Origin of the sequence: Enterorhabdus sp. P55 (assembly GCF_009911695.1) — a bacterium.
Lineage (GTDB): Bacteria > Actinomycetota > Coriobacteriia > Coriobacteriales > Eggerthellaceae > Enterorhabdus.
Window position 1 is genome coordinate 1 of sequence record NZ_QWKK01000022.1, and the last position, 22758, is coordinate 22758.

At 67.8% G+C, this 22758-nt stretch carries 19 protein-coding genes; 1 reads left to right on the top strand and 18 read right to left on the bottom strand.

The window, feature by feature from the left end:
• Positions 1–148 precede the first annotated feature (148 nt).
• The 4 genes from D1643_RS03840 to nrdR all read right to left on the bottom strand — a co-directional run bounded on the left by D1643_RS03840 (position 149) and on the right by nrdR (position 2918).
• Positions 149–901 (bottom strand): ParA family protein, encoded by a 753-nt coding sequence (locus D1643_RS03840; RefSeq protein WP_160708814.1) that lies wholly within the window; start codon positions 899–901, stop codon positions 149–151.
• Positions 902–1328: 427 nt separating this feature from the next.
• On the bottom strand, positions 1329–1790 hold the full coding sequence (locus tag D1643_RS03845; protein ID WP_160708816.1) for a hypothetical protein: 462 nt from the start codon (positions 1788–1790) through the stop codon (positions 1329–1331).
• 228 nt (positions 1791–2018) lie between these two features.
• Entirely contained in the window at positions 2019–2462 is a 444-nt protein-coding gene (gene dut, locus D1643_RS03850; RefSeq protein WP_160708818.1) for a dUTP diphosphatase, read from the bottom strand.
• Between the two features lie 9 nt (positions 2463–2471).
• Complete coding sequence (gene nrdR, locus D1643_RS03855) at positions 2472–2918, bottom strand: transcriptional regulator NrdR (RefSeq protein ID WP_160708820.1); 447 nt, start codon at positions 2916–2918, stop codon at positions 2472–2474.
• A 536-nt stretch (positions 2919–3454) separates the two neighbouring features.
• Between nrdR and lexA the strand changes: the two genes are divergently transcribed.
• On the top strand, positions 3455–4093 hold the full coding sequence (gene lexA, locus D1643_RS03860) for a transcriptional repressor LexA (RefSeq protein ID WP_160708822.1): 639 nt from the start codon (positions 3455–3457) through the stop codon (positions 4091–4093).
• Between the two features lie 547 nt (positions 4094–4640).
• Here the strand turns inward: lexA and hflX are convergent.
• From hflX to D1643_RS03930, 14 genes are all read right to left on the bottom strand, one after another.
• Positions 4641–5957 carry a GTPase HflX gene (gene hflX, locus D1643_RS03865; protein ID WP_160708824.1) on the bottom strand — a complete coding sequence of 439 codons (1317 nt, stop codon included), beginning with the start codon at positions 5955–5957 and terminating at the stop codon, positions 4641–4643.
• A 41-nt stretch (positions 5958–5998) separates the two neighbouring features.
• Positions 5999–6952: a tRNA (adenosine(37)-N6)-dimethylallyltransferase MiaA gene (gene miaA / locus D1643_RS03870; RefSeq protein WP_160708826.1), complete on the bottom strand. Its 954-nt coding sequence runs from the start codon at positions 6950–6952 to the stop codon at positions 5999–6001.
• Positions 6949–8322, bottom strand: coding sequence for a tRNA (N6-isopentenyl adenosine(37)-C2)-methylthiotransferase MiaB (gene miaB, locus D1643_RS03875; protein WP_236643359.1), 1374 nt, complete (start codon positions 8320–8322; stop codon positions 6949–6951). Before miaB ends, miaA begins: the two co-directional genes overlap by 4 nt.
• Before the next feature lie 67 nt (positions 8323–8389).
• Positions 8390–8689, bottom strand: coding sequence for a stage V sporulation protein S (locus tag D1643_RS03880; protein WP_370520283.1), 300 nt, complete (start codon positions 8687–8689; stop codon positions 8390–8392).
• A gap of 173 nt (positions 8690–8862) precedes the next feature.
• On the bottom strand, positions 8863–9951 hold the full coding sequence (locus tag D1643_RS03885; protein ID WP_160708830.1) for an ATP-binding protein: 1089 nt from the start codon (positions 9949–9951) through the stop codon (positions 8863–8865).
• A 3-nt stretch (positions 9952–9954) separates the two neighbouring features.
• Positions 9955–11487, bottom strand: a complete 1533-nt coding sequence (rny, locus tag D1643_RS03890) for a ribonuclease Y (RefSeq protein WP_160708832.1) — start codon at positions 11485–11487, stop codon at positions 9955–9957.
• A gap of 345 nt (positions 11488–11832) precedes the next feature.
• Positions 11833–12516, bottom strand: a complete 684-nt coding sequence (locus D1643_RS12215) for a RecX family transcriptional regulator (RefSeq protein ID WP_160708834.1) — start codon at positions 12514–12516, stop codon at positions 11833–11835.
• A 3-nt stretch (positions 12517–12519) separates the two neighbouring features.
• Positions 12520–13581 carry a recombinase RecA gene (gene recA, locus D1643_RS03900; protein WP_160708836.1) on the bottom strand — a complete coding sequence of 354 codons (1062 nt, stop codon included), beginning with the start codon at positions 13579–13581 and terminating at the stop codon, positions 12520–12522.
• Between the two features lie 266 nt (positions 13582–13847).
• Positions 13848–15041: a CDP-diacylglycerol--glycerol-3-phosphate 3-phosphatidyltransferase gene (gene pgsA, locus D1643_RS03905; protein WP_370520281.1), complete on the bottom strand. Its 1194-nt coding sequence runs from the start codon at positions 15039–15041 to the stop codon at positions 13848–13850.
• Positions 15038–16393 carry a 30S ribosomal protein S12 methylthiotransferase RimO gene (gene rimO / locus D1643_RS03910; RefSeq protein ID WP_160708838.1) on the bottom strand — a complete coding sequence of 452 codons (1356 nt, stop codon included), beginning with the start codon at positions 16391–16393 and terminating at the stop codon, positions 15038–15040. Before rimO ends, pgsA begins: the two co-directional genes overlap by 4 nt.
• Before the next feature lie 9 nt (positions 16394–16402).
• Complete coding sequence (locus tag D1643_RS03915; protein ID WP_160708840.1) at positions 16403–16900, bottom strand: YajQ family cyclic di-GMP-binding protein; 498 nt, start codon at positions 16898–16900, stop codon at positions 16403–16405.
• A 61-nt stretch (positions 16901–16961) separates the two neighbouring features.
• Positions 16962–18062, bottom strand: coding sequence for a RodZ family helix-turn-helix domain-containing protein (locus D1643_RS03920; protein WP_160708842.1), 1101 nt, complete (start codon positions 18060–18062; stop codon positions 16962–16964).
• Between the two features lie 39 nt (positions 18063–18101).
• A complete protein-coding gene (locus D1643_RS03925) occupies positions 18102–20720 on the bottom strand; it encodes a DNA translocase FtsK 4TM domain-containing protein (protein WP_370520282.1) in 2619 nt (872 codons plus the stop codon).
• A 136-nt stretch (positions 20721–20856) separates the two neighbouring features.
• The gene (locus D1643_RS03930) at positions 20857–22752 is read right to left on the bottom strand and encodes a ribonuclease J (RefSeq protein ID WP_160708846.1); all 1896 of its coding nucleotides are present in this window, start codon (positions 22750–22752) and stop codon (positions 20857–20859) included.
• Between the last annotated feature and the right edge of the window lie 6 nt (positions 22753–22758).

The following is a 22758-nucleotide window of genomic DNA, read 5'->3' on the forward strand; positions in this document are numbered from 1 at the left end:
GGCGCGGCGGCGCCGGGCGCCCCCTTGCCGCCGCGCGCTCCCTTGGGCGCGGCCGGGGCGGGCTCGGCGGCGTCAGCGCGGATGAGGCCCGCGACGAGGTCGGCCGTGCCGATGGGGGACTGTCCCTCCGAGAGCGAGCGCGCCATCCCTACCCCACCTCCCCGACGAACTCCGCGGCGAAGGCCTCGTAGTCCCGGAACTTGAGGTTGCGCCGGCCGTCCTTGGCGTGAGACTGCCTGATGCGAGTGGAGTAGACCCCGACTCCTGCCTCACGCGCCAGCTCGGCGATCTCCTCGGCCAGGAGGGCGGGAGACTCGGCCTGGGTCGAGTAGCGGCACACCAGCACCCCGTCGACGGACACGGCCGGGTTGCTGTAGCGGCGGATGGCGTCGACCGTGTCGATGACGCCCTGGAGCCCGCGCACGGACTCCTCCTCGGCGAACACGGGGATGATGACGCGCGTGGCCGCGTTGAGGGCCATGATGGTCATGACCGACAGGTTGCCGGGGGTGTCGACGATGACGTAGTCGTAGGGAGCGCCCTCGAGCAGCTCGCGGAGGCGATACTGCGCCCCGACGTTGGCGACGTCCGAGAGCGTCTGCTCGGCCGCGCCGACGGCGGCTCCTCCGGCGGCGAGGCCCACCGGGGCGCCGCGCACCTCTATGTCCTGGACGCAGTCGCAGAAGTCGTAGCGCTCGGCCACGAGCGCGTGGGCGATCCCCTCCACGGTGGACATGTCCGCCCCCATGGTGGAGGAGAGGCATCCCGGGGAGTGGTCCAGGTCGACGATGACGACTGACTTTCCGGCCTTCGAGAGCTGGCCGGCGAGCTCGCGGGCGGTGGTGGACTTGGCCACTCCGCCCTTGGGGTTGACGATGGCAACCACGCAGGGATCTGCCATGATGGCACCTGCCTTTCCGTTGATTCCGACACGGGTGACAAGCCGCGGAATCCCCGGATCACATGGGAGTACGAACGTACATTCGTATCTTGATATCACCGAACCTCGGTACTGCGGTACGGCGGTACGCCCACGTGATGGTACGGCAGTATACACGTACCGCCGTACTTGGCAAGCGGCTTTTAAGCCGCGAATCCAGAACCGCCCATGGGAAGGCCGCCTGCTTTTGTGTGCTTTTCATGGATGGGCACAAATTTTTTCAGAAGCCGCATTGGGATCAGGAGAGGAGTTATTTTCCGAAAAACCCCAGGTCAAACTGCAAATGCTACTTTACATAACATATATTATCGATAATCGATTTATCTCACAGAGGAACGCCAGCACATGAACGTCAATTACTGCCTTTGAGAGGCCTGGGCGTTTACCGCTAGCCCCAGATTGAGGTGCCGGGATCCTTGGCCGCTTCACCAGAACCGACTCCGCCGCCCTGAGGCAGGTCATACGCCTCGTAGAGCGACGACAAGTCGCCGGTCTGAATAGCCTGGATCATAGCCGGAAACACTGACGCCAAGGCGATGGCGTTCAGCGTAAGCGCCAGAGCGCAGACGATGGCGCTCAGCACTGCCGAACGCCGTATGCGCGATGCGTAGACGGCCAGGCCTGGCGCAACGCCCTCAGCTATGACGCGGCGCGTCTTGACGAGAGCCATAAGCGCACATATCACTCCGACGCCGCTCAGCACGACGCCGCCGATCAGAAGCGAGAGCGGCCCCGCTATCGTCGCCACGGTCACAAGTGTCTGAGCTGACTTCAACTGACGCAGTCCGCCATCAGCCGAAGGCTGGTCAAAGGGGGTCTGGGGAGGCTGATTTTGGGCCTCGGTCATCATTTCCTGCCTTCCGTTGAAAAACAGGCCCTCTGACCTGCGGTTTTATAAACGAGGCTCTGAGAGCCGTTCTAAGGCCCTATGTTGCCCTTCCATGGGTAAATACTCATGGAAATGAAGGTTTTTCCTGAGCCCTGGCAGCTTAATATACCATCCGGCATCGAAATGACGATTGCCTCGCTTCGAATTACACGGATGGCTCACCGGATTGGAGCCATTCCGTAGGAACTCCTACGAAGAGACGCCGCTGCTTCCGAACCCACCGCTGCCGCGCTGCGTATCGTCAAGCGACTCTACGGCCACAGGCATGACCGCGGGCGCCGCGACGATCATGAGCTGCGCGATGCGGTCACCGACGTGAATCTCGAAGGGCTCCTTCAGGTCAAGGTTCATGAGGACGACCTTGACCTCGCCGCGATAGCCGCTGTCGATGAGGCCCGGCGCGTTGACGACGGTAATGCCCCGTTGAGCCGCCAGACCGCTACGCGGGATGACAAGGCCCGCGTAGCCTTGCGGGATAGCCATCGCAAAGCCGCAGGAAACAACCGCCCGTTCGAGCGGCCCAAGCGTAAGCGCCTCGGCTGCGCGCAGATCAAGCCCCGCATCTCCTTCGTGGGCATAGCTGGGAAGCTTGTTTGAAAAATCGAACATTTGTATAGGCAAGGGGAGAGGCATGCTGGTTTCCTAAGAAAGATCGTTGAGCGCGCTGGCAAACTCCTCGACGCTCTGGAAGTCCTTGTAGACGCTCATGAAGCGAATGTACGCCACGTCGTCAAGCGGGGCGAGACGCGCCATGACCAGATCGCCCAGATCCTTGGAGCGAATCTCCCCCCTCGGCGAAGCGCTCAGATCGTTCTCTATGCCATTAATGAGGGACTCGATCTGCTGGGGCGTGATCGGCCGCTTCGCGCAGGCACTCAGGAGGCCGCGCATGAGCTTCTGGCGATCGAAGGCCTCAGAGGATCCATCGGACTTGATGACGATGACGGGGTTTTCACCCCGACGCTCATACGTGGTGAAGCGGTGTCCGCAGGAAAGGCACTCGCGCCGGCGGCGAATGGCGGCACCGTCATCAGCGGGACGGGAGTCGACTACCTTCGATTCGGGGTGACTGCATACGGGACAGAGCATGGCACTCCTTCAACTTGGATAAGCAGGGTAATAATATAACCTAAGAGCGCCCTCGGGAAGCAGCCTCATCGACAAGCTGATGCTGATTCACCGTATTCTGTCCACAGCGCCAATCGCGCGAGCTTGCGAGAGCCGCCGCGCGATTGGCTATGCCGCCCGCGAACGCAGCAACGGGGCGGTCTCGAAGAGGCCTAGAACGGCATGAGGAGCGCGCCAAACGACAACGCGCATCCGATGCCGAGCAGAATGGCCGACTGGCGGCTCGTGAGGCTCGTCGGGTTCTTCGCCTCAGGCTTGCGCGCCGGGGGCTCTGGCGGGGCCGGAAACGCTATGATGCGGGCCCGCGCGGCCGCAGTATAAGGCCGGGGCTTGAGCGCGGAGGTACCCGCGACAGGACAACTTCTTTCGCAATTCCTCATTTTTCTTCCTCCTAGCTCTTGCTTAGAACCTTTGTTCGTTGATATAATAGGCCGAACAAAAGTTCATGTCAACAACTATTTCAAACATTTGTTCCTATAGAGTGAAAGGAAGGGATCATGGCCCAGAAGGTCACCAAGCGCCAGCAGGCGGTTTTGGATTGCATCGAGGACTGCATCCGCGAGAAGGGGTACGGCCCCACCGTGCGCGAGGTCTGCGAGGCGCTGGGGCTGTCGTCCCCCTCAACCGTGCACGTTCACCTCAAGGCCCTCGAGGACAAGGGCTACATCAAGCGCGACCCGCTCAAGTCCCGCTCCATCGCCCTCACCTATCACCTTGATCGCGATGACGACGTGGCCAACGTGGCGTCTCCCGCCTTCAGCAAGCTGGTGAACGTGCCCCTCGTCGGCAACGTGGCTGCCGGCTCTCCCATCTTAGCCGAGGAGAACATCACCGACACCATCACCCTGCCTACCGACATCGTCGGAGACTCGCCGTCCTTCCTGCTCTCCGTTCGCGGGGAGTCCATGATCGAAGCCGGCATCAACGATGGCGACTACGTGGTGGTCAAGGAGCAGCCTGTCGCCAACAACGGCGACATCGTGGTGGCCATCATCGATGATGGCGCTACGGTCAAGCGCTTCTTCAAGGAAGCCGACCACATCAGGCTCCAGCCGGAGAACTCCACGATGGATCCCATCATCACAACTGATTGCTCCATCGCCGGCAAGGTCGTCGCGGTCTTCCGACGCCTCTAGCGAGAACCTCTGGCAAAGCATAGGCAGCGCCAGGGCGACGCGAAAACGCGCAGCCAGAGCAGAAAAACGGGAAGAGGGGAGTGATGCCACCGCGGCGCCACTCCCCTCTCCTTTCATCTCGCTGCCTGCTGCCTGCTCACGTTCGCGCCGCTCACGCTTGGCAGACGAGGTGCGGGGAGGCAACGACGGCGGCTCCCCTATCTGCGAGGTGCGCGTCGCCCAAGGACGTGAGCTAAGCGCGCCCCGACGAGAGGGTCCCCAAGGGCCTACGGCTCAGCTTCCCTCCCTGACGAGAGGGGCACCTGGCGTGGACACGGGCCTATCACCCCCCCCCTCGACGGAGGAAGGCTCCATGAGCCTGCGCCTTGATCCCCCCTGACGAGAGACCGCCCCAAGAGCCTACAGCCCGCCCCCCCTGACGAGGGAAGGCTCCCAAGAGCGCGGGCTAAGCGCCCCGACGAGAGGGACACACCCCAAGGACGCAGGCTCAGCACATCCGCCTCCCCCAAGGAGCATGCACCCCCAGGCCGACTCGGGCCGCCCTCCCCTACGCGCCCTCTACGCAAAAGGGCTCGAAGACGCCGGCGTAGGCCGGGCCCGCGAGCAGCACAAGGCGCGTGCCGGCCTCCTCATGCGTCTCGGAGACGATATGACAGCGCTCGTGGGCCACCGACACCAGATCCCCGCGCTGGTAGGGGATGAGCACCTCCAGGTGCGCGTCAGCAGCAGCGGCGGCCTGGGCGATGCGCTCGACGAGCTCGCCTGTCCCCTCCCCCGTCTCAGCCGACACGCGCAGGGCCAGCGGATAGCGGCCCTCCAGGGCGGTGCGTGCCTCCCCGTCGAGCAGATCCACCTTGTTGAACACCTCGAGACGCGGGATGTCCTGGGCGCCAATCTGGTCGAGCACCTCCTGGACGGCCTCGATCTGACCCTCGTACTCCGGCGACGACGCATCCACCACATGCAGGATCAGATCAGCCCCCGTGATCTCGTCAAGCGTCGACTTGAACGCCTCCACCAGCGTGGTCGGCAGCTTCTGGATGAACCCGACCGTATCGGTGATGGTGATCTCCCGACCCTCGGGCAGCTCGAACTTGCGGGTGGTGGAGTCAAGCGTGGCGAACAGCTTGTCGTAGCTGAGCACGTCAGCATCGGTCAGGCGGTTGATGAGGCTCGACTTCCCTGCGTTGGTGTAGCCGGCCAGCGCCACCTTGAACATGCCGCTCGCATAGCGGCTCTCGCGCTGGACGGCGCGCACCTCGGCCAGGTGAGCCAGCTCGCGCTTGATGGAGGTGATGCGCTTGCGCACCATGCGGCGGTCGACTTCGAGCTGGCTCTCGCCCTCGCCGAAGCGCGACCCCACGCCGCCTCCCATGCGGTTGGAGGCCAGGTGCGCCCACATGCCGCGCAGACGCGGCAGCAGGTACTGGTTCTGGGCCAAGCGCACCTGCAGGCGGCCCTCCTTGCTCGTGGCATGGAGGGCGAAGATGTCGAGGATGAGCGCCGTGCGGTCGATGACCTTCACGTCCCGTCCCACGATCTTCTCCAAGTTGGACTGCTGGGACGGCGTCAGCTCGTCATCGAATATGACGAGGTCGGCAGCGTGGGCGCGCGCCAGATCGGCGATCTCCTCGGCCTTGCCGCTTCCCACGAACGTGCGCGGGTTGGGCGCATCGAGCCTCTGGGTGGTCACGGCCACCGTCTCGGCGCCGGCGGTGTCGGCCAGCCGCTCCAGCTCGGCCAGAGACGAGGCCAGGGGCCACTTGAGCCCCGGCCGCTCGACGCCGACGAGGACGGCGCGCTCGCGCCGCTCCTCGGCGAGGGTCTTCGGCCCCCGCTCGATCACCGATTCAAACTCAGTCATAGGCGTTCCTCTCAAAACCGCCCGAAGGCGGGGTGCGACCGCTACGATGGCAAGGGCTCCGCCGAGCGCCCGAGCTCCCCCTCGATGGCCTCCAGCGCCGCGCGTGCGATGGCGGGGGCATCCCCAGAGTCGGCGTTGATCCAGCGGACGCGCGCATCCTGCCGAAACCACGAGCGCTGGCGCTTCGCGTAGCGACGCGTGGCCGTCTTAATGGCCTCCACAGCCTCGGAGAGGGCGCAACGTCCCTCCAGGGCCTCTACGATCTCCTTGTAGCCGATGGCCTGCGGCGCGGTGACGCCCGCGCGAAAGCCGCCCTCCAGGAGCCCCCGCACCTCCTCAACGAGCCCCGCGGTCACCATCGCGTCAACCCGGCGGTCGATGCGCTCACGCAGAAGGGCTGGGTCTACGGCCAGGCCCACGAACACGGCGGGAACCGCCTGGGGCAGCGTCGCCAGGTTACGCTTCTGCTCGGCATACGACCCACCCTCGGCCAGAAGCTCGAAGGCCCGCGCCACGCGCCGCACGTTGTTCGGATGAATCACCGCAGCACTCGCCGGGTCGACTTCCCGCAGCCGCTCCCAGAGCGCCTGGGCGCCCCGCTCGGCGGCAAACGCCATGCACCGCTCGCGCACGGGGTTTTCCACCTGCTCCCCCGCCGGGAAGTCGTAGGCATCCACTGCCGCGCGCACGTAGAGCCCCGTCCCGCCGGCCAGCACCGGATAGGCGCCGCGCCCATCGATGGCCGCGAAGCACGCGCGGGCGTAGGGCTGGAAGAGCGCTGCGGAATACGGCTCGCCCGGATCCACCAGGTCGAGCCCGTGGTGCGGCACGCGGCGCTCGCCCACGGGGATCTTTCCCGTGCCGATGTCCATGCCGCGGTAGACCTGCATGGAGTCCGCGCTTACCACCTCACCCGGCAGGGCCAGGGCAAGCTCCTGGGCGACGTCGGTCTTGCCCGACGCCGTCGGCCCCACCACGCAGACGACGGGCCTCATGGGCGCGTCACGCCGCCGTCGGCCACCGTGCCGGCCAAATACCACGTGCGCGCTTCGTCCACGCGGACGGGCACCACGGCCCCCACCAACTCATCGACGCTTCGGCCCTCGGGCAGCGGCGCGTGAACGGTCTGGTTCTTGGGGCTCTTGCCCGCGAGCATGGTCCCATCGCGCTTGGAGACTCCCTCCACCAGCACGTCAACCACCTTCCCGAGCTCAGCCTGGTTCGCCTCGTAGGCGCAGCGCTGCACAGCCTCCACAAGGCGGTCGAAGCGCTCCTGGATCACCTCGCGCGGCGTGTCGTCGACCAGCTTCGCCGCCGGCGTTCCCTCGCGCTTGGAGTAGATGAAGGTGAACACCTGGCTGTAGCCCACCTCCTCCACGAGCGAGAGCGTCTGGAGGAAGTCCTCCTCGGTCTCGCCGGGGAACCCGACGATGATGTCGGTGGAAAGCGCGATGCCCGGACACGCCTCGCGCAGCTTGGCGATAAGCCCGAGGTAATGCTCGCGCGTGTAGCGGCGGTTCATGGCCGCCAGAATACGGTCGGAACCCGACTGAGCCGGCAAGTGCAGCGCCGGCATGAGCGAGCGCAGCGTGCCGAAGCGGGCGATGACCTCGTCGGTGAGGTCCTTCGGATGGCTCGTGGCGAAGCGCAGCCGCTCGATGCCCGTGGCATCCACCGCGTCGAGCACGTCGACGAAGCGCGGCTCGCCATAGAGATCGCGCCCGTAGGAGTTCACGTTCTGGCCGAGCAGCGTGATCTCGCGCACGCCAGCCTCCACGTAGCCGCGCGCCTCCTCGGCGATGTCCTCGAGCGTGCGGGACTTCTCGCGCCCGCGCACATAGGGCACGATGCAGTACGAGCAGAAGTTGTCGCAGCCCACGGTGATGGGCAGCCAGGCGGCCCAGGAGTGCTCGCGAGCCGTCGGCAGCGTCGTCGGGAAGTCCGCGGAGGACTCGAGTACCTCCACATGGTGCGCGCCATCGGCGACGGCAGCAGAGAGAAGGCCCGGCAGCGAGCCGAGGTTGTGGGTGCCGAACACCACGTCAAGATGGGGAAGCTGCTCGGTGAGCTTCTCGCCGTCGCGCTGGCCGATGCAACCCCCCACCGCGACGATGCGCTTGGAAAGCGGCGTGCCCGCGCGCAGCGGCACGTTCTTGAGCGAGGCGACCTGCCCGTAGAGCCGCACGTCAGCAGCCTCGCGCACGCAGCAGGTCATGAAGACGACGATGTCAGCCTCCTCGATGGTCTCGACCATCGAGGCGCCCAGCCCCTCGAGCATGCCCGCGATGCGCTCGGAGTCATGCTTGTTCATCTGGCAGCCGAAGGTGTGGATGCAGAAGGTCATCCGGTCGAAGGTAGGAGTCATGAGGTCCTTTGGGGTCGGAGGTATGGGAAGGCGCGTCGCGCGAGCGGCTCCCCGGCACGCCGGGCGCCTACGAGCGCGTCTCTCCCCCATCAGCGGTGCCGCGCAGGTAGCGAGGCTCCACGGCGAAGCGGATGGCCGTGCGGTACTCGCCGTCGATGACGATGTCGGCGAAGGACGGCACGCACATGATCTCGATGCCGATGGGCGAGAGGAAGCCGCGGGAGATAGCGATGGCCTTGACCGCCTGGTTGACGGCGCCGGCGCCGACGGCCTGGATCTCGACGGCCACGCCGTCCTTGATCATGCCGGCGATGGCGCCCGCCACCGAGGCGGGAGAAGACTTGGAGGAAACTTTCAGGCAGCCGATCTCCGGCTTGGGGTCTGTCGTTGACACGTGTTGTCCTTGTCGTGCGCTTCGTTTGGTGATCGTTCAGTGCTGCGTTTCGCGGTGCGATGCCCCGAGGGGCCAACCGTTAGGCTGTCGGTCATTTTACCGATAAACCCCAGGCAGCGCAACCGGCAACGCGCCTGATCAGCAAGCTAGCGGAGCTTCTCCACGGGGATGGTGATGCGAATGGCGTCGCCCCCCGCGCGCACCTCCGGCTCGACTGAGGGATCGAGGTAGTAGCGCTCGGCTATGTCAGCGAACACGCGGCCCACCGACGCCTTGAGCGCGTCTGCGTCATCAGGGGCGAGCACCAGGCCGCGCCCGTCCCTCGAAGGCGCCGGCGCACGGCGAACCTTGCGCGCGGCGGGCCGTGCGAAGCTCTCTGCCTGGAGGCGGTCCATGAGCGAGGACACCGGGCCGATCTGCCCGTCGATGATGCGCCGCGCACTCCGCTCGGAGAGCGTGAGGCCCATCCCATCGGCAAGCGCCGCGAGCGCGGCGGGGTCAGCCGCCGCCGCGAGGCGCTTCACTGCCGGCAGCGCCGTCGCGTCCTCGCAGAAGGCCCGCGCGGCGGCTGAGGTGGTGGCCATGCCGAAGGCGTAGAGGGTGGCCGCCACCTCGGTGAACGAGCCGCAGTAGACGCTGCAGTCGCGTCGGTGCTCGAGGGCGAACTCCGCGGCGATGCGCAGGATGTTCTTCGGCCCGCGCATGGCATGGGCGCCGCCCTCCTGCACCTCGAAGCTGGGAAACGTCGACTGATCCGTCTTCTCGCCCAGGCGGTCGAGGTCCGTGGTGACGGCGAGCGCCGAGCCGAGCCCCGGCGCCGACGAGGCCACACGCGCCTCCTCGGCGTTCACCGCGATGGAGTAGAGCGCCATGCCGCGCCCGTGCATCCCCCACTTGTCCATGCGCGCCGTGTCGAGCTTGGAGGTGACGCGCGGCTCGAAGATGCGGCCGTGCATGGCCTCGGGGATGCCGGCGCCGTCATCGACGATGACGAGCGAGCGGGCCGTGTCGTCGCGCTGGACGGCGAGGAAGATGTTGCGCGCCCCGGCGTCGCGAGCGTTGCGCAGCATCTCGATGACAATGTCCTCCGTGCAGCGGATGTCCTGGGCCGCCTGCCGGCGCTCCGCCTCGGAGCTCCTAAGACGGACGAAGCCATCCCCGAGGTCATCTTCGACCCGGAGATGGCTTTCGCCGCACACGGACTCCACGAAGGAACCGAGCGAATCCTCTGCCATGGGCTACTTGGCGTAGTCGACGGCGCGGCTCTCGCGGATGACCACGACCTTCACCTGGCCGGGATACTGCATCTCGCTCTCGATCTGATGGGCGATGTCGTGAGCCAGCACCACGGACTGGGCCTCGTCGACAACCTCCGGCTTCACCATGACGCGAACCTCGCGGCCGGCCTGGATGGCGTAGGTGCGCTCGACGCCATCATGGGCGTTGGCGATCTCCTCGAGCTTCTCGAGGCGCTTGATGTAGGCGTCGAGGGTCTCCTTGCGCGCGCCGGGACGTGCCGCGGAGACGGCGTCAGCCGCCTGCACGAGCACGTCGATGACGGTGTTGGGGTCAACGTCGCCATGGTGCGCCTCGATGGCGTGCACGATCTCCGCACGCTCGCCGAAGCGACGCGCCAGATCGGCGCCGATGACCGCGTGGCTGCCCTCCATGTCGTGGTCGATGGCCTTGCCCAGGTCGTGGAGCAGGCCCGCGCGCTTGGCGGGGATGGGGTCGAGCCCCAGCTCAGAGGCCATGACGCCGGAGAGATAGGCTACCTCCAGCGAATGGTTGAGCACGTTCTGTCCGTAGGAGGTGCGGTAGCGCAGGCGTCCAAGGGTGCGCACGATCTCCGGGTGCAGGTCGTGGATGCCGGTGTCGAAGGCTGCCTGCTCGCCAGCCTCCTGCACGCGCTGGTTCACGAGCGCGACGGCCTTGCCGTACATCTCCTCGATGCGCGCCGGATGAATGCGGCCGTCAGCCACGAGGTTCTCCATGGTGACGCGGCCGATCTCGCGGCGAACCGGGTCGAAGCACGAGATGGTGACGCACTCCGGCGTGTCGTCGATGATGAGGTTGGTGCCGGTCAGCTGCTCGAACGAGCGGATGTTGCGGCCCTCGCGGCCGATGATGCGGCCCTTGAGGTCGTCGGAGGGGATGTGGATGGCCGACACGGTGTTCTCGGCCGAGTGGTCCGCGGCCACGCGCTGGATGGCGAGGCTCAGGATCATGCGGGCCTTCTTGTCGGCCTCGGCCTTGGTGCGGGCCTCGGCATCGCGGATGATGGCGGCCGACTCGTGGGTCACCTCGTCGCGGATGGTATCGAGCAGCTCCTCCTTGGCCTCCTCAGGCGACATGCCCGCGACGCGCTCGAGGCGGCGGCCCATCTCGACCTCAGCCTCGTCCAGGTCGCGCTCGCGGCGCTCGATCTGTCCCTGGAGGGACGAGATCTGGTGCTCGCGCGCATCAAGGGTCTCGCTGCGGCGGTCGAGCGACTCCTCGCGCTGGGAGATGCGGTTCTCGGCGCTGCGCACCTCGCGCATGCGCTCCTTGTTCTCGTTCTCGACTTCCTGCTTGTACTTGAGGGCCTGGTCCTTGGCCTCGATGACGGCCTCGCGTCGCATCGTCTCGGCTTGCTGCTTGGCGTTCTCGACCACCGTGGCCGCCTCTTCGGCGGCCCGCTTGGTAGCGGAGTTGGCAAGGAAGCGCGTGGCGACGAAACCGAGGGCGATGCCGGCGACGGCGCCGATGACCAGCCAGATGATCTCGGGCATTGGTTCCCCTTTCGTCTGCGGGTTGGTTTCGGTCAGGTTGGTTTGCACAGTAAAAATGCCCGCTTCGGGCGGGCATGAGCAATAGACGCGAAGGGCAGGTGCGGTATAGGGTTGTCTCTATAGTCAAATACCCTGCGGGTACACATCGCTCATAGCTATCATAAAGTATAGCGTATTATCCCGAGGCCCCGATCAAAGACCGAAAAACAGCATGGGAAAGAAGCGGCCCCTCTCCTCGGGTCCGCCAGGGCCGTCCCAAGCCCGCCAGCGCGCGCAAGTCTCCCCGACGCCGGGAAGGATGAGGGCCAGCCACAGAGGATGTCGCCGTGAGAAGGGGGGCGAGGGCTAGCGGACGGACTCCGCCCAGCGACGGGCGGCCGTGGCGGCGGTCGATGAGCCGAACCCCTGCTGGATGAGCTTGCGGTAGGCGGCCTCGCGCTTGTTCTTGGCGCGGGGCGGACGGCGGTCGAGCAAGGCGAGGGCACGCTCCACGTCGACCTCCTCCCCGGCGGCACGGTACTCCCCCAGCGCCTCGAGCTCGTCAGGGTCAAGGCCGAGCTCCTCGATCTCGGCGAGCACGCCTTCCACCCCCTTGCCCGCGGCCACGCACATGCGAACGAGCGCCTCGGCGTAGCGGCGGTCGTCCACTGCATGGACGCGAACGGCCCGCGCGATGGCCTCTTCCGCCACCTCCTCCGCATAGCCGTCCCGGGCGAGGCGCCCCCGCAGGCGCACGGTTGACTGCTCGCGCGTGGCGGCGAGCCGCAGAATCTTCTGGAACGCCCGCTCCGCCGTCAGCTCCGGCTCGGCCGCAGAATCCGACTCGCCTTGCGACCCGCCGATCCCAGCATGCTCGCCTTGCCGGCGAGCATCGCCCGCTCCGGCACGGTCGCCGTCGCGGGCGGGGGCCTTCGCGCGGGACGCCTGGGCCCTCCCAGCCCGGGAGCGCTCAGGCGCGCCAGCGCCTTCCCGCGTGACAGCCTCGATCTCAGCACGGAGGCCGGCTATGAACTCAGCCTTGGATGCCACGGGCTACTTCTTCTTGCCCGTGGCCTTGGGAGCCGGGGTGAAGCTGTCGGCGGCATCCGGGTCGACGGTGAGCACGGGAATGTCAAAGGCCTCACGCACCTTAGCTTCAACCTCCTCGCGCAGCTCAGGGTTCTCGCGCAGGGTGAGCTTCGCCGCCTCACGGCCCTGGCCGAGGCGCTCCTCCCCGTAGGTGTACCAGGCGCCGCTCTTCTTGGCCACGCCGCACTCGACGGCCATGTCGACGATGCAGCCCTCGCGCGAGATGCCCTCGCCGTACATGAGGTCGAACTCGGCCTGGCGGAACGGCGGGGCCACCTTGTTCTTGACCACCTTGGCGCGCACGCGGTTGCCCACCACGTCCCCGTTCTGCTTGATGGAGTCGATGCGGCGGATGTCGATGCGCACGCTCGAGAAGAACTTGAGGGCACGGCCGCCGGTAGTCGTCTCCGGGTTGCCGAACATGACGCCGATCTTCTCACGCAGCTGGTTGATGAAGATGCAAGTGGTGTTCGACTTCGAGAGCGAGCCCGCCAGCTTACGCAGGGCCTGGGACATGAGGCGCGCCTGGAGGCCCACCGTGGTATCGCCCATCTCGCCCTCGATCTCCGCCCGGGGCACGAGCGCGGCCACCGAGTCGACGACCACCGCGTCGATGGCGCCGGAACGCACGAGCATGTCGCAGATCTCAAGCGCCTGCTCGCCGGTATCGGGCTGGGAGATGAGCACCTCGTCGATGTCGACGCCGATACGCGCCGCATAGACCGGATCGAGCGCGTGCTCGGCGTCTATGAAGGCGACGATGCCGCCCATGGCCTGGGCCTCGGCGAGAATCTGGAGGGCGAGAGTGGTCTTGCCGCTCGACTCGGGCCCGTAGATCTCGATGATACGGCCGCGCGGCACGCCGCCGATGCCGAGCGCCGCGTCAAGGGCGAGGGCGCCCGTGGGGATGACGCCGATGTTGAGGTCGGCGCCGCCCTCCCCCAGCTTCATGATGGAGCCCTTGCCGAACTTCGTCTCGATCTGATCCGTGGTGATCTTGAGCATCTTCGACTTTTCTTCGTTCATTCCCACTCCTTCAGGATCCACGCGCACGGGGCGCGGTTTCGGTCTTCGTCTATTATACGAACACCTGTTTGCACGTCAAGGGGATTTTCCGAAAAGTCGCGGAAGCCACCCCTCCGCATCACCCTAGGCGGCCCCTGCGGGCGCTCGTCGGCATGCGCTCGGCGGGGCGGGAGCGTCCCATCGAGCGTCGCGCACGGCCCCGGCGCCTCCGTGACGCCAGGGGGCGGCGCCCCGGCGCCCCGCGACCTACGCGCGGCGGCGCCCCGTCAGCAGAAGGGGGCGCGGCCCTCGGCGGCACGACGCAGGGCGATGAGGGCCTCGGCCACGGTCTGGAGGCGTACCGCCTGGCGGTCGCCCTCGAAGCAGAACAGGCGCGCGGCGCTGCCCTCGGCCTCGGCCACGGCCATCCACACGGTGCCCACCGGCTTGCCAGGCTCGGCGCCGCCAGGTCCTGCGATGCCGGTGACCGCCACGGCGACATCGGCCCTCAGGCGCTCGCGCGCGCCCTCGGCCATCTGCCGCGCGACCGGCTCGCTCACCACGCCGGCCTCATCGAGGGCCCGCGAACTCACGCCGAGCACGTCGCGCTTGGCCTCGGCGGCATAGCTCACCACGCCGCCGCGCACCACCGCCGACGACCCCGGCACCGCGGTCAGAGCGCCCGCGATGAGGCCGCCGGTCAGGCTCTCGGCGCACGCCGCCGTCAGTCCAGCCGCCTCGAGGGCCGCCACGGCCTGCGTGGCAAGCGCGCCCACCCGGGCCTCGAGCGCCTCAGCGTCAGCCGCCTCCGGCCGCGCGGGCTCGGCATCGGCCGCCTCTGCCTTCCCGCGCGGGGCGCCGAATCCCAGCAGGTGGCGGGCCTTGGCCAGGTAGTCTGCCATCGACACGATGGTCAGCACGAGCGCCACGACCATGACGGCCCACGACGTCACGTACAGCGGGCTGCCCATAGCCGCCGCTGCGTCCGGCAGCTCCAGGCCGTCCTTCACGATGAACAGCACGATGGCCACGATCTGAAAGACCGTCTTGGCCTTGCCATACCAGCTGGCCGCGATCACCTCGCCGCGGCTCGCGGCCACCATGCGCACACCAGACACGATGAACTCCCGCGCGAGGATGATGAGCACGGGCCAGGAGGGCAGCGCCTGAAGCTCCACGAGGGCCAGAAGCGCCGCCGCCACGAGGATCTTGTCGGCCAGCGGGTCCATGAACTTGCCGAAGTCGGTCACTTCCCCGCGGCTGCGCGCGAGGTAGCCGTCCACCCAGTCAGTACACGATATGAGGATGAACACGCCCGCTGCCACCAGGCTCTTCGCCTGATCGCTGAAGTCGACGAGCCCCATCCACTGGGGCCAGGGGCTCAGAAGCGCCACCACGAAGGCGGGCACGAGGCAGATGCGCACGACGGTAACGACGTTGGCCGGCGTCCAGAGGCGCTCAGCGCTCACCGGCGCGCTCACGATTCGAGCACCTCGCCCTCCATCTCGTAGAGCAGGGTGTCGACGATGCGCGCGGCCACGACCTGGCCGGGCTCGCCGGCGTCGAGGTAGGTCACGCCGTCCACGTCCGGCGCCTGGCACTGAGCGCGGCCGAACAGCTGGCCGTCCTCCTCGGCACCCTCCACGAGCACCTCTGCCACGCGCCCGACGCGCGCGGCGATGAGCGGCGCGGACGCGGCATCGGCGGCGTCGCGCAGGCGCTGGGCGCGCTCGGCCTTCTCATCCTCGTCTACCTGGCCCGGCAGGTCGAAGGCGGCGGTCCCCTCCTCGCGGGAGTAGGCGAACACGCCGACGTAGTCGAACAGGCCCTCGGCCACGAAGTCGAGCAGCTCCTCGAACTGCTCGTCGTCCTCGCCGGGGAAGCCCGCGATGAGCGTGGTGCGCAGCGTCACGTCCGGCAACGCGGCGCGGATGCGCCCGACGAGCGCCTCGAAGGAGGCGCGCGAGCCGCGGCGGTTCATGGCGCGCAGCACCGGCTCGCAGACGTGCTGGAGCGGGATGTCCAGGTAGGAGCACACGTTGGCATGGCGGCCCATCACGGCCAGCAGCTCGTCGGTGACTCCCTCGGGCTGCAGGTACATCACGCGCAGCCACGTGTCGGGGAACTCGCACGCGAGCGCGTCCACGAGCCAGGCGAGGTCGCGCGGCTCGTCGAAGTCGGCGCCCCAGCGGCCCGTATCCTGCGCGATGAGGTCCACCTCGCGCACGCCAGCATCCACGAGGCGCGCCACATCAGCGCGCACCTGCTCGAAGGGGAAGCTGCGGTAGCGCCCACGGATGAGCGGGATGGCGCAGTAGGAGCACCAGCGGTCGCATCCGTCGGATATCTTCACGTAGCCGAACGCGCCTGCGGGCCGGGCGGCCGCGCCCTCGCCGGCCAGAGGCTCCCCCACGGCGCGCTCGACGCCGAAGAGCCCGTCGAGCACCGCGACGATGTCGTCCTCGCGCGAGCAGGGGACGAAGGCGGCCGCCTCCGGCAGCTCGGCGGCCAGCTCGTCGCCGTAGCGCGCGGGCATGCAACCCGCCACCACGAGCCGCGTGCCGCCGGCGGCCACGCGCGGCAGGCCGGCGGCGTCGAGCACCGCCTCGATGCTCTCCTCGGTGGCGCTCTGGATGAACGAGCAGGTGTTGACAACGATGGCGTCAGCGCGCTCCGGGTCGTCCTCCAGGCGATAGCCCGCGGCGACGGCGCGGCGCTCCATGGCGGCGGTGTCCGCCTCGTTCTTGGCGCAGCCGAGGGTTATGAAGCAGACGGGGCGCGCCGGCGCTTCGGCGCGCCCTGCCTCGGCGCCCTGATGAGAGGTTGCCTCCAACGCGCGCTCCTAGCGGTAGTTGACGTACTGGAGCGGCTGGCCGTAGTCCTGGCCCTTGAGGAAGGCGATGACCTCCTGCAGGGTGTCGCGGCTCGCGCTCGACACGCGGAGCTTGTCGCCCTCGATCTGCACCTTCACCTTGAGCTTGGTGGCCTTGATGTCCTTGTTGATCTTGGAGGCGGTGTCCTTGTCGATGCCGTCCACCACGGTGGCCACGCGGCGCACCGACTGGCCCGTGGCCGTCTGGGCCTCGCCCCACTTGACGGCCGCCAGGTCGATGCCGCGCTTCACGAGCTTCGAGCCGATAACGTCGATGACCTGCCCGGCCACGAAGTCGGACGGCGCCGCCACGGTGATGGTCTGCTTGGCCTTGTCGAGGCTGATCTCAGCGCCCGAGTCCTTCAGGTCGTAGCGCTGAGCTATCTCCTTCTTCGCCTGCTGGAAGGCGTTGTCGACCTCCTGCATGTCCACAGTGGACACCACGTCGAAGCTGGATTCCTTGGCCATGGGGATGGCTCCTTTCATCTGGGTCTTGTCTCAGAAGGCGGCCGGGGCCGCCGGGATGATGCTAGTCAGCGGTGCCCTCGCCCGAGCCCGACGCGGCGCCCGAGGCGCCCTCGCCGTCTCCGCCCGTGTCAGCCGGGGCGTGCTCCTCCTCCCACGCGGCCAGGATGGCCGGGAAGTCCACCGTGTAGGTGTAGACGCCGTTGCCGCGACTGTCGGTGGGCTCGACCTCCTCGCCGTCTAGGGTGAGCGTGACGCCGTCGGGGTTGCTCGTCACGAAGCGCAGCGTGCCGGTGACGTTGTAGTCCTTCGTCGCGGGGCCCTGCACCGTCTCGGCCACGTCGGCGCCGCTCGAGCCGTCCAGGTACACCTCGATGTAGGCCTTCTCGCCCTCCTTCACCTCGTAGCTGAACTTAGCGCTCGTGGGGGCCACGGCCGGCGGCGTGGCGGCAGTCGTGCCGCCTTGGGCGTCGGCGCCCGCGCCGGAACCGCCGCCTGACGCAGGCTGGTTCGACGTGTCGGTGAGGCCGGTGATGGGCACCTGCGGCACCTCCTGCTGGGCGGGGGCGCGGTTGCAGAACGTGAGGAACAGCACGGCGATGAGCAGCACGACGATGACGACGGCGCCGATGACGAGCGGAAGGCGCGAGCCGCCGGAGGAAACCTTGGGCGGCGCGTAGAGGTTCGTGTACTGGGGGCGCGGCATCGAGCCGTGGCGCGAGGGATGCACCCGGTCGGTGGCGTAGGTGCGCCCGCGCTCATCGGTGCGGTCGTCATAGAGCGCGCGTCCGAAGGCGTTGTGCCGCGGCGGACGCTCCTCACGGGGACGCTCGGAACGCGGGCGCCCGCCGCGCGCGGTACGGCTGGAGCGGCCCAGCGGCTCCTCGGGCCGGGCGTCATCGCGCACGCGCCCCACCTCGAAGGCATAGGCCTGCTCCTTGTAGAGTCGCCCGACCTCCGTGGCGTTGAGCCCCACCAGGCGCGCGTAGGCGTTCACCATGTTGGTGGTGTAGCCGCGCGGGGGCATGCGGGCGAAGTCGCTCTCCTCGATGGCCCGCAGGATGTCGGGGCGGATGCGCAGGCGCCGCGCGGCCGTGGAGAGATCCATCCCCTTGCGCTTGCGCGCGTCGCGCAAGATGTCGCCGAAGGCAGTCTGTCGCGCCATAGTCTCTACTCCTCTTATCCGCGCGGCGGGCCGGCAGCCCTAGTCCGCGTCCTGGGCCTCGAACGCCTTGAGCGTCTCGAGCTCCATCTCGTCGACGAGCACCTCGCGCGGCTTGGAGCCGTTGGCGGGCCCGACGACGCCCTTTTCTTCCAGTTGATCCATTATACGGCCTGCTCGGGCGTATCCCACCTTCAGGCGGCGCTGAATGTTGGAGGTGGAGCCCAGGCCGCTCGACACCACGATCTCGGCGCCTTCCCACAGAAGCGGGTCGTCGGCCTCCGAGCCGCCGTCGCCCGAAGGCGAGGACGCGCCGAGCGTGACCACGTTGGTCTGGAGGATCTCCGAGTGGTACTCCGGCTCGCCCTGGGCCTTGAGGTGCTCCACCACGGCGTTGATCTCGTCGTCGGAGACGTAGGGGCCCTGGACGCGCAGGGGCTTGGCGTACTCGGGCTTGGCGATGAGCAGATCACCGTAGCCGCAGAGGTTCTCAGCGCCCGTGGAGTCGAGGATGACGCGCGAGTCGATGCCGCTGGCCACGGTGAGGCCGATGCGGCAGGTGATGTTGGCCTTGATGAGGCCCGTCACCACGTTGGTGGAGGGGCGCTGGGTGGCGATGATGAGGTGAATGCCGGCCGCGCGCGCGAGCTGGGCGATGCGGCTGATGGAGAACTCCACCTCCTTGCCGACGTTCATCATGAGGTCGGCCAGCTCGTCGATGACGATGACGATGTAGGGCAAGGGATCGCCGAACTCGTTGGGCTCGGGCTCCTGGCCGGCGGCGCGCGCGGCCTCGTCGGCCTCCTTGGCCGCCTTGGCCTTGGCGTTGAACGAGCCGATGTTGCGGGCGCCCACCTTGCTGAACAGCTTGAGGCGGCGCTCCATCTCGGCCACGCCCCACGACAGCGCGCTCGAGGCCTCCTTGCATTCCGTGACCACAGGCACGTAGAGGTGGGGGATGCCGTTGTAGCCGCTGAACTCGACGCGCTTGGGATCGATCATGATGAAGCGGACCTCGGCGGGGGTGGCCCGCATGAGGATGGTCATGATCATGGCGTTGATCTCGACCGACTTGCCCGAGCCGGTGGTGCCGGCGATGAGCAGGTGGGGCATCTTCGACAGGTCGCCGGTGATGGAGTGGCCCTCGACGTCCTTGCCGATGCAGATCTGCATCGGCCCCTCCCCCACGTCCTTGAGCACGTCGGTGAGGTAGACCGTCTTGCGGGTGCGGTTGGGCACCTCGATGCCCACGTAGTTCGTGCCGGGGACGGGCGCGAAGATGCGCACGCCGGGCGCGGCGAGCGCGAGCGCGATGTCGTCGTTGAGCGCCGTGATGCGGCTCACGCGCACGCCGGGCGGCAGCTCCACCTTGAACAGCGTCACGGTAGGCCCGGCCACCCAGCCCACGACGTTGACCATGATGCCGAAGTCCTCCAGGGTCTCCTGGAGGCTGGCCGCCGTCTCCTCGAGCTCGTCATCGCTCGCGCCAGCGGTCTTGCCGTCGCCCTGGACGAGCAGGTCGAGGGGAGGCAGCACGAAGCCGTCCGCCGGCTCGGGCACAGCGGCGGCCTGAGGGGCGCGCTTCGCCTTGGGCTTGGGCGTCTCCGCGGCGGGCGCCTCGGCCGGCTGGGCCTTGGCCGCCTCGGCGCGACCGTGGCGGGCGCCGAGCTTGCGCGTGATGGTGGCGGGGGGCTCGGGCGCCTCCTCCTCCGGCTCGGGACATGCGTCGAAGTCGGGCTCGGCCAGCGGGCGCGTAAGCGCCTGGGTGGGCACGGATGCCGCCTCGCCCGCATCATCATCGGCAAAGCGTCGGGAATGGCGGCGGTGCGAGCGCTCGGGCGAGAGGAGCGAGACCGTCTTGGCGGCCGGCTCCTCCGCAGGATCGGAGGCGCCGAGCACGCGCGTGCGGGCGCTGGAGAGGTCGTCAGCCAGATCATCCTGCGCGCTCTCGTCCTCCCAGACCGGCGCGCTGTCGCGTCGACCGCGGCCGCGCAGGATGCGGGCGAAGGGCGGCGCCTCGACCGCGGCCAGCTCGGCCTCGCGCTCGGCGCGCTTGCACTGCACGGTCTCGATGAGCTTGGATACGGAGAACCCGATGACGATGACGCCCACCACGATGAGCCCCACGAGGATGACGCCGGTGATGACCGGGCCGAACAGCAGATAGCCCGCCCAGGCGATGCCCGCGCCGATGTAGCCGCCGTGGGAGAGCAGCAGCTGACGCAGGAAGAGCTGGTCGTAGGCACCCGACGTGATGGGCGAGGCGAGCGCGATGAGCCCGAGCAGCGCCACCAGGATGAGCGCGAGCCCGATGGCCGCGCGCACGGGCACCCGCTCGCGCTCGAAGCGCACGAGGATGGTCACGCCGATGGCGGCGAGGAACAGGGGCACGAGGTAGGCGCCCACGCCGAAGGTGAGGCGCAGCGCCTCGGAGAGGAACGACGCCACGATGGCGTCGCCCGCGGGCAGGACGGCGGCCACCATCAGCACGACGGCGGCCACGATGAACAGCACGCCCACGATGTCGCGGCGGGTGCGCTCGTCGAAGACGCGCGCCTCCTCAGCGGCGCGGGCCGCCGGCTTGCGCGTCTTGGCCTGGGAGGGCTTGCGTCCCTGGCTGGGTTTTCTGGTCTGCTGGGTTGGTGTCGACTTCCGGGCCACGCCCCGCTCCTTCATGCTTCGTTTCAGTGCTGCGTTTTCGCAGGCGCCCTCAGGGGCGTCCGCCGTGTGCGAGCGACGCCCCTGAGGGCGTCGCTGCGGCCTAACCTATCAAGTATAGCGCATGAGCGCCGTTGCCCTAGACCTCCAGGATGTTGACGATCGCCATCGGGCGCTGCTTGGTGCGCTCCCAGAGAAGCGAGAGAATGGCGTCGCGCGCCACCTTGCGCAGCTCCTTGGCACCGCCGCCCTTAGACAGCTGACGCCGGAGGGCGCCCTTAAGGGCATTCTGCGCTTCCTCGGCCAGGTAGTAGTCATCGCCGCCGGTGATGCCGCGCATGATGACCTGCACCTCGCCGACGACCTCCTTGCGCTTGAAGTCCACGGCCGCCGCCACCGAGGCGAAGCCCTGCTCGCCCAGGGCGCTGCGGTCGTCGAGCACGTCCTGGGAGGTATCGCCCACCGACAGGCCGTCCACGAAGACGATGCCGCTCTGGACGCCCTCGCCGCGCTCGACGCCCTTGGCAGAGAGCTCGAGCGCGTCGCCGTTGTCCATCACGAAGATGTTCTCGGCCGGCACGCCCGTGGCCTCGGCCAGCTGAGCATGGGCGCGCAGGTGCGTGGCCTCGCCATGGACCGGCATGAAGGCCTTGGGCTTGACCATCGAGAGCACGATCTTGAGCTCCTCGGCGCCGGCGTGACCGGACACGTGCACGCGGGCACGCGACTTGTCGTAGACGTCCGCGCCGATCTTGGCGAGCGAGTTGATGACGCGGGTGACCGCCTTCTCGTTGCCGGGAACCGGCGTGGCCGAGATGATGACGGTGTCGCCCTGCTCGATGTCGATGGTCTTGTGCTCGCCGTTGGCGATGCGCGCAAGCGCGCTCAAAGGCTCTCCCTGCGAGCCCGTGCACATGATGACCACCTTCTCAGGCGGAATGCCCTTGAGCTCGTAGGCGTCGATGAGGTCGGAGTCCGCGATGTTGAGGTAGCCGAGGCGTCGCGCGATGTCGGTGTTTTGGATCATCGAGCGGCCCGTGACCACCACCTTGCGGCCGTTGGCGAGGGCCGCGTCGCAGATCTGCTGCATGCGGTGGATGTGACTCGCGAACGACGCGATGATGACGCGCCCCTTCGCCTGCGAGATGATGGTGCGCAGGGTCTTGCCCACCTCCGCCTCCGACGGCGTGAAGTTGGGGTTGGTGGCGTTGGTCGAGTCGCTCATCATGAGGTCGACGCCCATCTCGCCGAAGCGGGCCAGCGCCGCGAAGTCGGTGTGCACCCCGTCGATGGGCGTCTGATCGAGCTTGAAGTCGCCCATGTGAAGCACGTTGCCGGCCGGACTCTGGAAGAACACGCCCACCGCGCCGGGGATGGAGTGGTTCACGGCGAAGAAGTCCACCGTGAAGCAGCCGAGCTTGATCTGGTCGCCGGGCTTGATCTCGATGAGCTTGGCGTTCTTCACCTTGTGCTCGGCGAACTTGCCCTCGATGAGGCCGAGGGTGAGCTTGGTGGCGTAGATGGGCACCGTGCGGTCAAGATCCTTGAGCAGGTACGGGAGGCTGCCGGTGTGGTCCTCGTGCCCGTGGGTGATGATGATGCCACGCAGCTTGTCGGCGTTCTCCAGCACGTGGGTGTAGTCGGGCAGGATGAGGTCGATGCCCGGATGGTCGTCGTCGGGGAACATGAGGCCCGCGTCATCGAGGATCATGTCGCCCTTGCACTCAAGCGCCGTCATGTTCTTGCCGATGGCATCCAGGCCGCCGAGCGGGATGATGCGGAGCTTGGCGCGGGGATCCTTCCCCTTGCCGGTAATGCGGCGCGCATCCTTCGAGGCGCCGCCCTTCGCGGGCTGCTTGCCCTTCGCGGACGCCTGGTCGCGCGAGAGCTGCGGACGCTCGCGCTTGAGGTTCTCGTGGCGGAAGGAGCGGGTGCGACGCTTCGCGCCCTCACGGCCGCCCTGGGAAGCGCCGTCCTGGCGCTGGGATTCCTTCTGCGGGGCCTTCTCGGCCCCTTCCTTCTTCTCGTTGGTCATCTGGTT

Bases quoted from the DNA above. Each gene is read 5' to 3' on its own strand.
- D1643_RS03840 (WP_160708814.1), bottom strand. From the start codon at position 901: ATGGCAGATCCCTGCGTGGTTGCCATCGTCAACCCCAAGGGCGGAGTG.
- D1643_RS03845 (WP_160708816.1), bottom strand. From the start codon at position 1,790: ATGATGACCGAGGCCCAAAATCAGCCTCCCCAGACCCCCTTTGACCAG.
- dut (WP_160708818.1), bottom strand. From the start codon at position 2,462: ATGCCTCTCCCCTTGCCTATACAAATGTTCGATTTTTCAAACAAGCTT.
- nrdR (WP_160708820.1), bottom strand. From the start codon at position 2,918: ATGCTCTGTCCCGTATGCAGTCACCCCGAATCGAAGGTAGTCGACTCC.
- lexA (WP_160708822.1), top strand. From the start codon at position 3,455: ATGGCCCAGAAGGTCACCAAGCGCCAGCAGGCGGTTTTGGATTGCATC.
- hflX (WP_160708824.1), bottom strand. From the start codon at position 5,957: ATGACTGAGTTTGAATCGGTGATCGAGCGGGGGCCGAAGACCCTCGCC.
- miaA (WP_160708826.1), bottom strand. From the start codon at position 6,952: ATGAGGCCCGTCGTCTGCGTGGTGGGGCCGACGGCGTCGGGCAAGACC.
- miaB (WP_236643359.1), bottom strand. From the start codon at position 8,322: ATGACTCCTACCTTCGACCGGATGACCTTCTGCATCCACACCTTCGGC.
- D1643_RS03885 (WP_160708830.1), bottom strand. From the start codon at position 9,951: ATGGCAGAGGATTCGCTCGGTTCCTTCGTGGAGTCCGTGTGCGGCGAA.
- rny (WP_160708832.1), bottom strand. From the start codon at position 11,487: ATGCCCGAGATCATCTGGCTGGTCATCGGCGCCGTCGCCGGCATCGCC.
- recA (WP_160708836.1), bottom strand. From the start codon at position 13,581: ATGAACGAAGAAAAGTCGAAGATGCTCAAGATCACCACGGATCAGATC.
- D1643_RS03915 (WP_160708840.1), bottom strand. From the start codon at position 16,900: ATGGCCAAGGAATCCAGCTTCGACGTGGTGTCCACTGTGGACATGCAG.
- D1643_RS03920 (WP_160708842.1), bottom strand. From the start codon at position 18,062: ATGGCGCGACAGACTGCCTTCGGCGACATCTTGCGCGACGCGCGCAAG.
- D1643_RS03930 (WP_160708846.1), bottom strand. From the start codon at position 22,752: ATGACCAACGAGAAGAAGGAAGGGGCCGAGAAGGCCCCGCAGAAGGAA.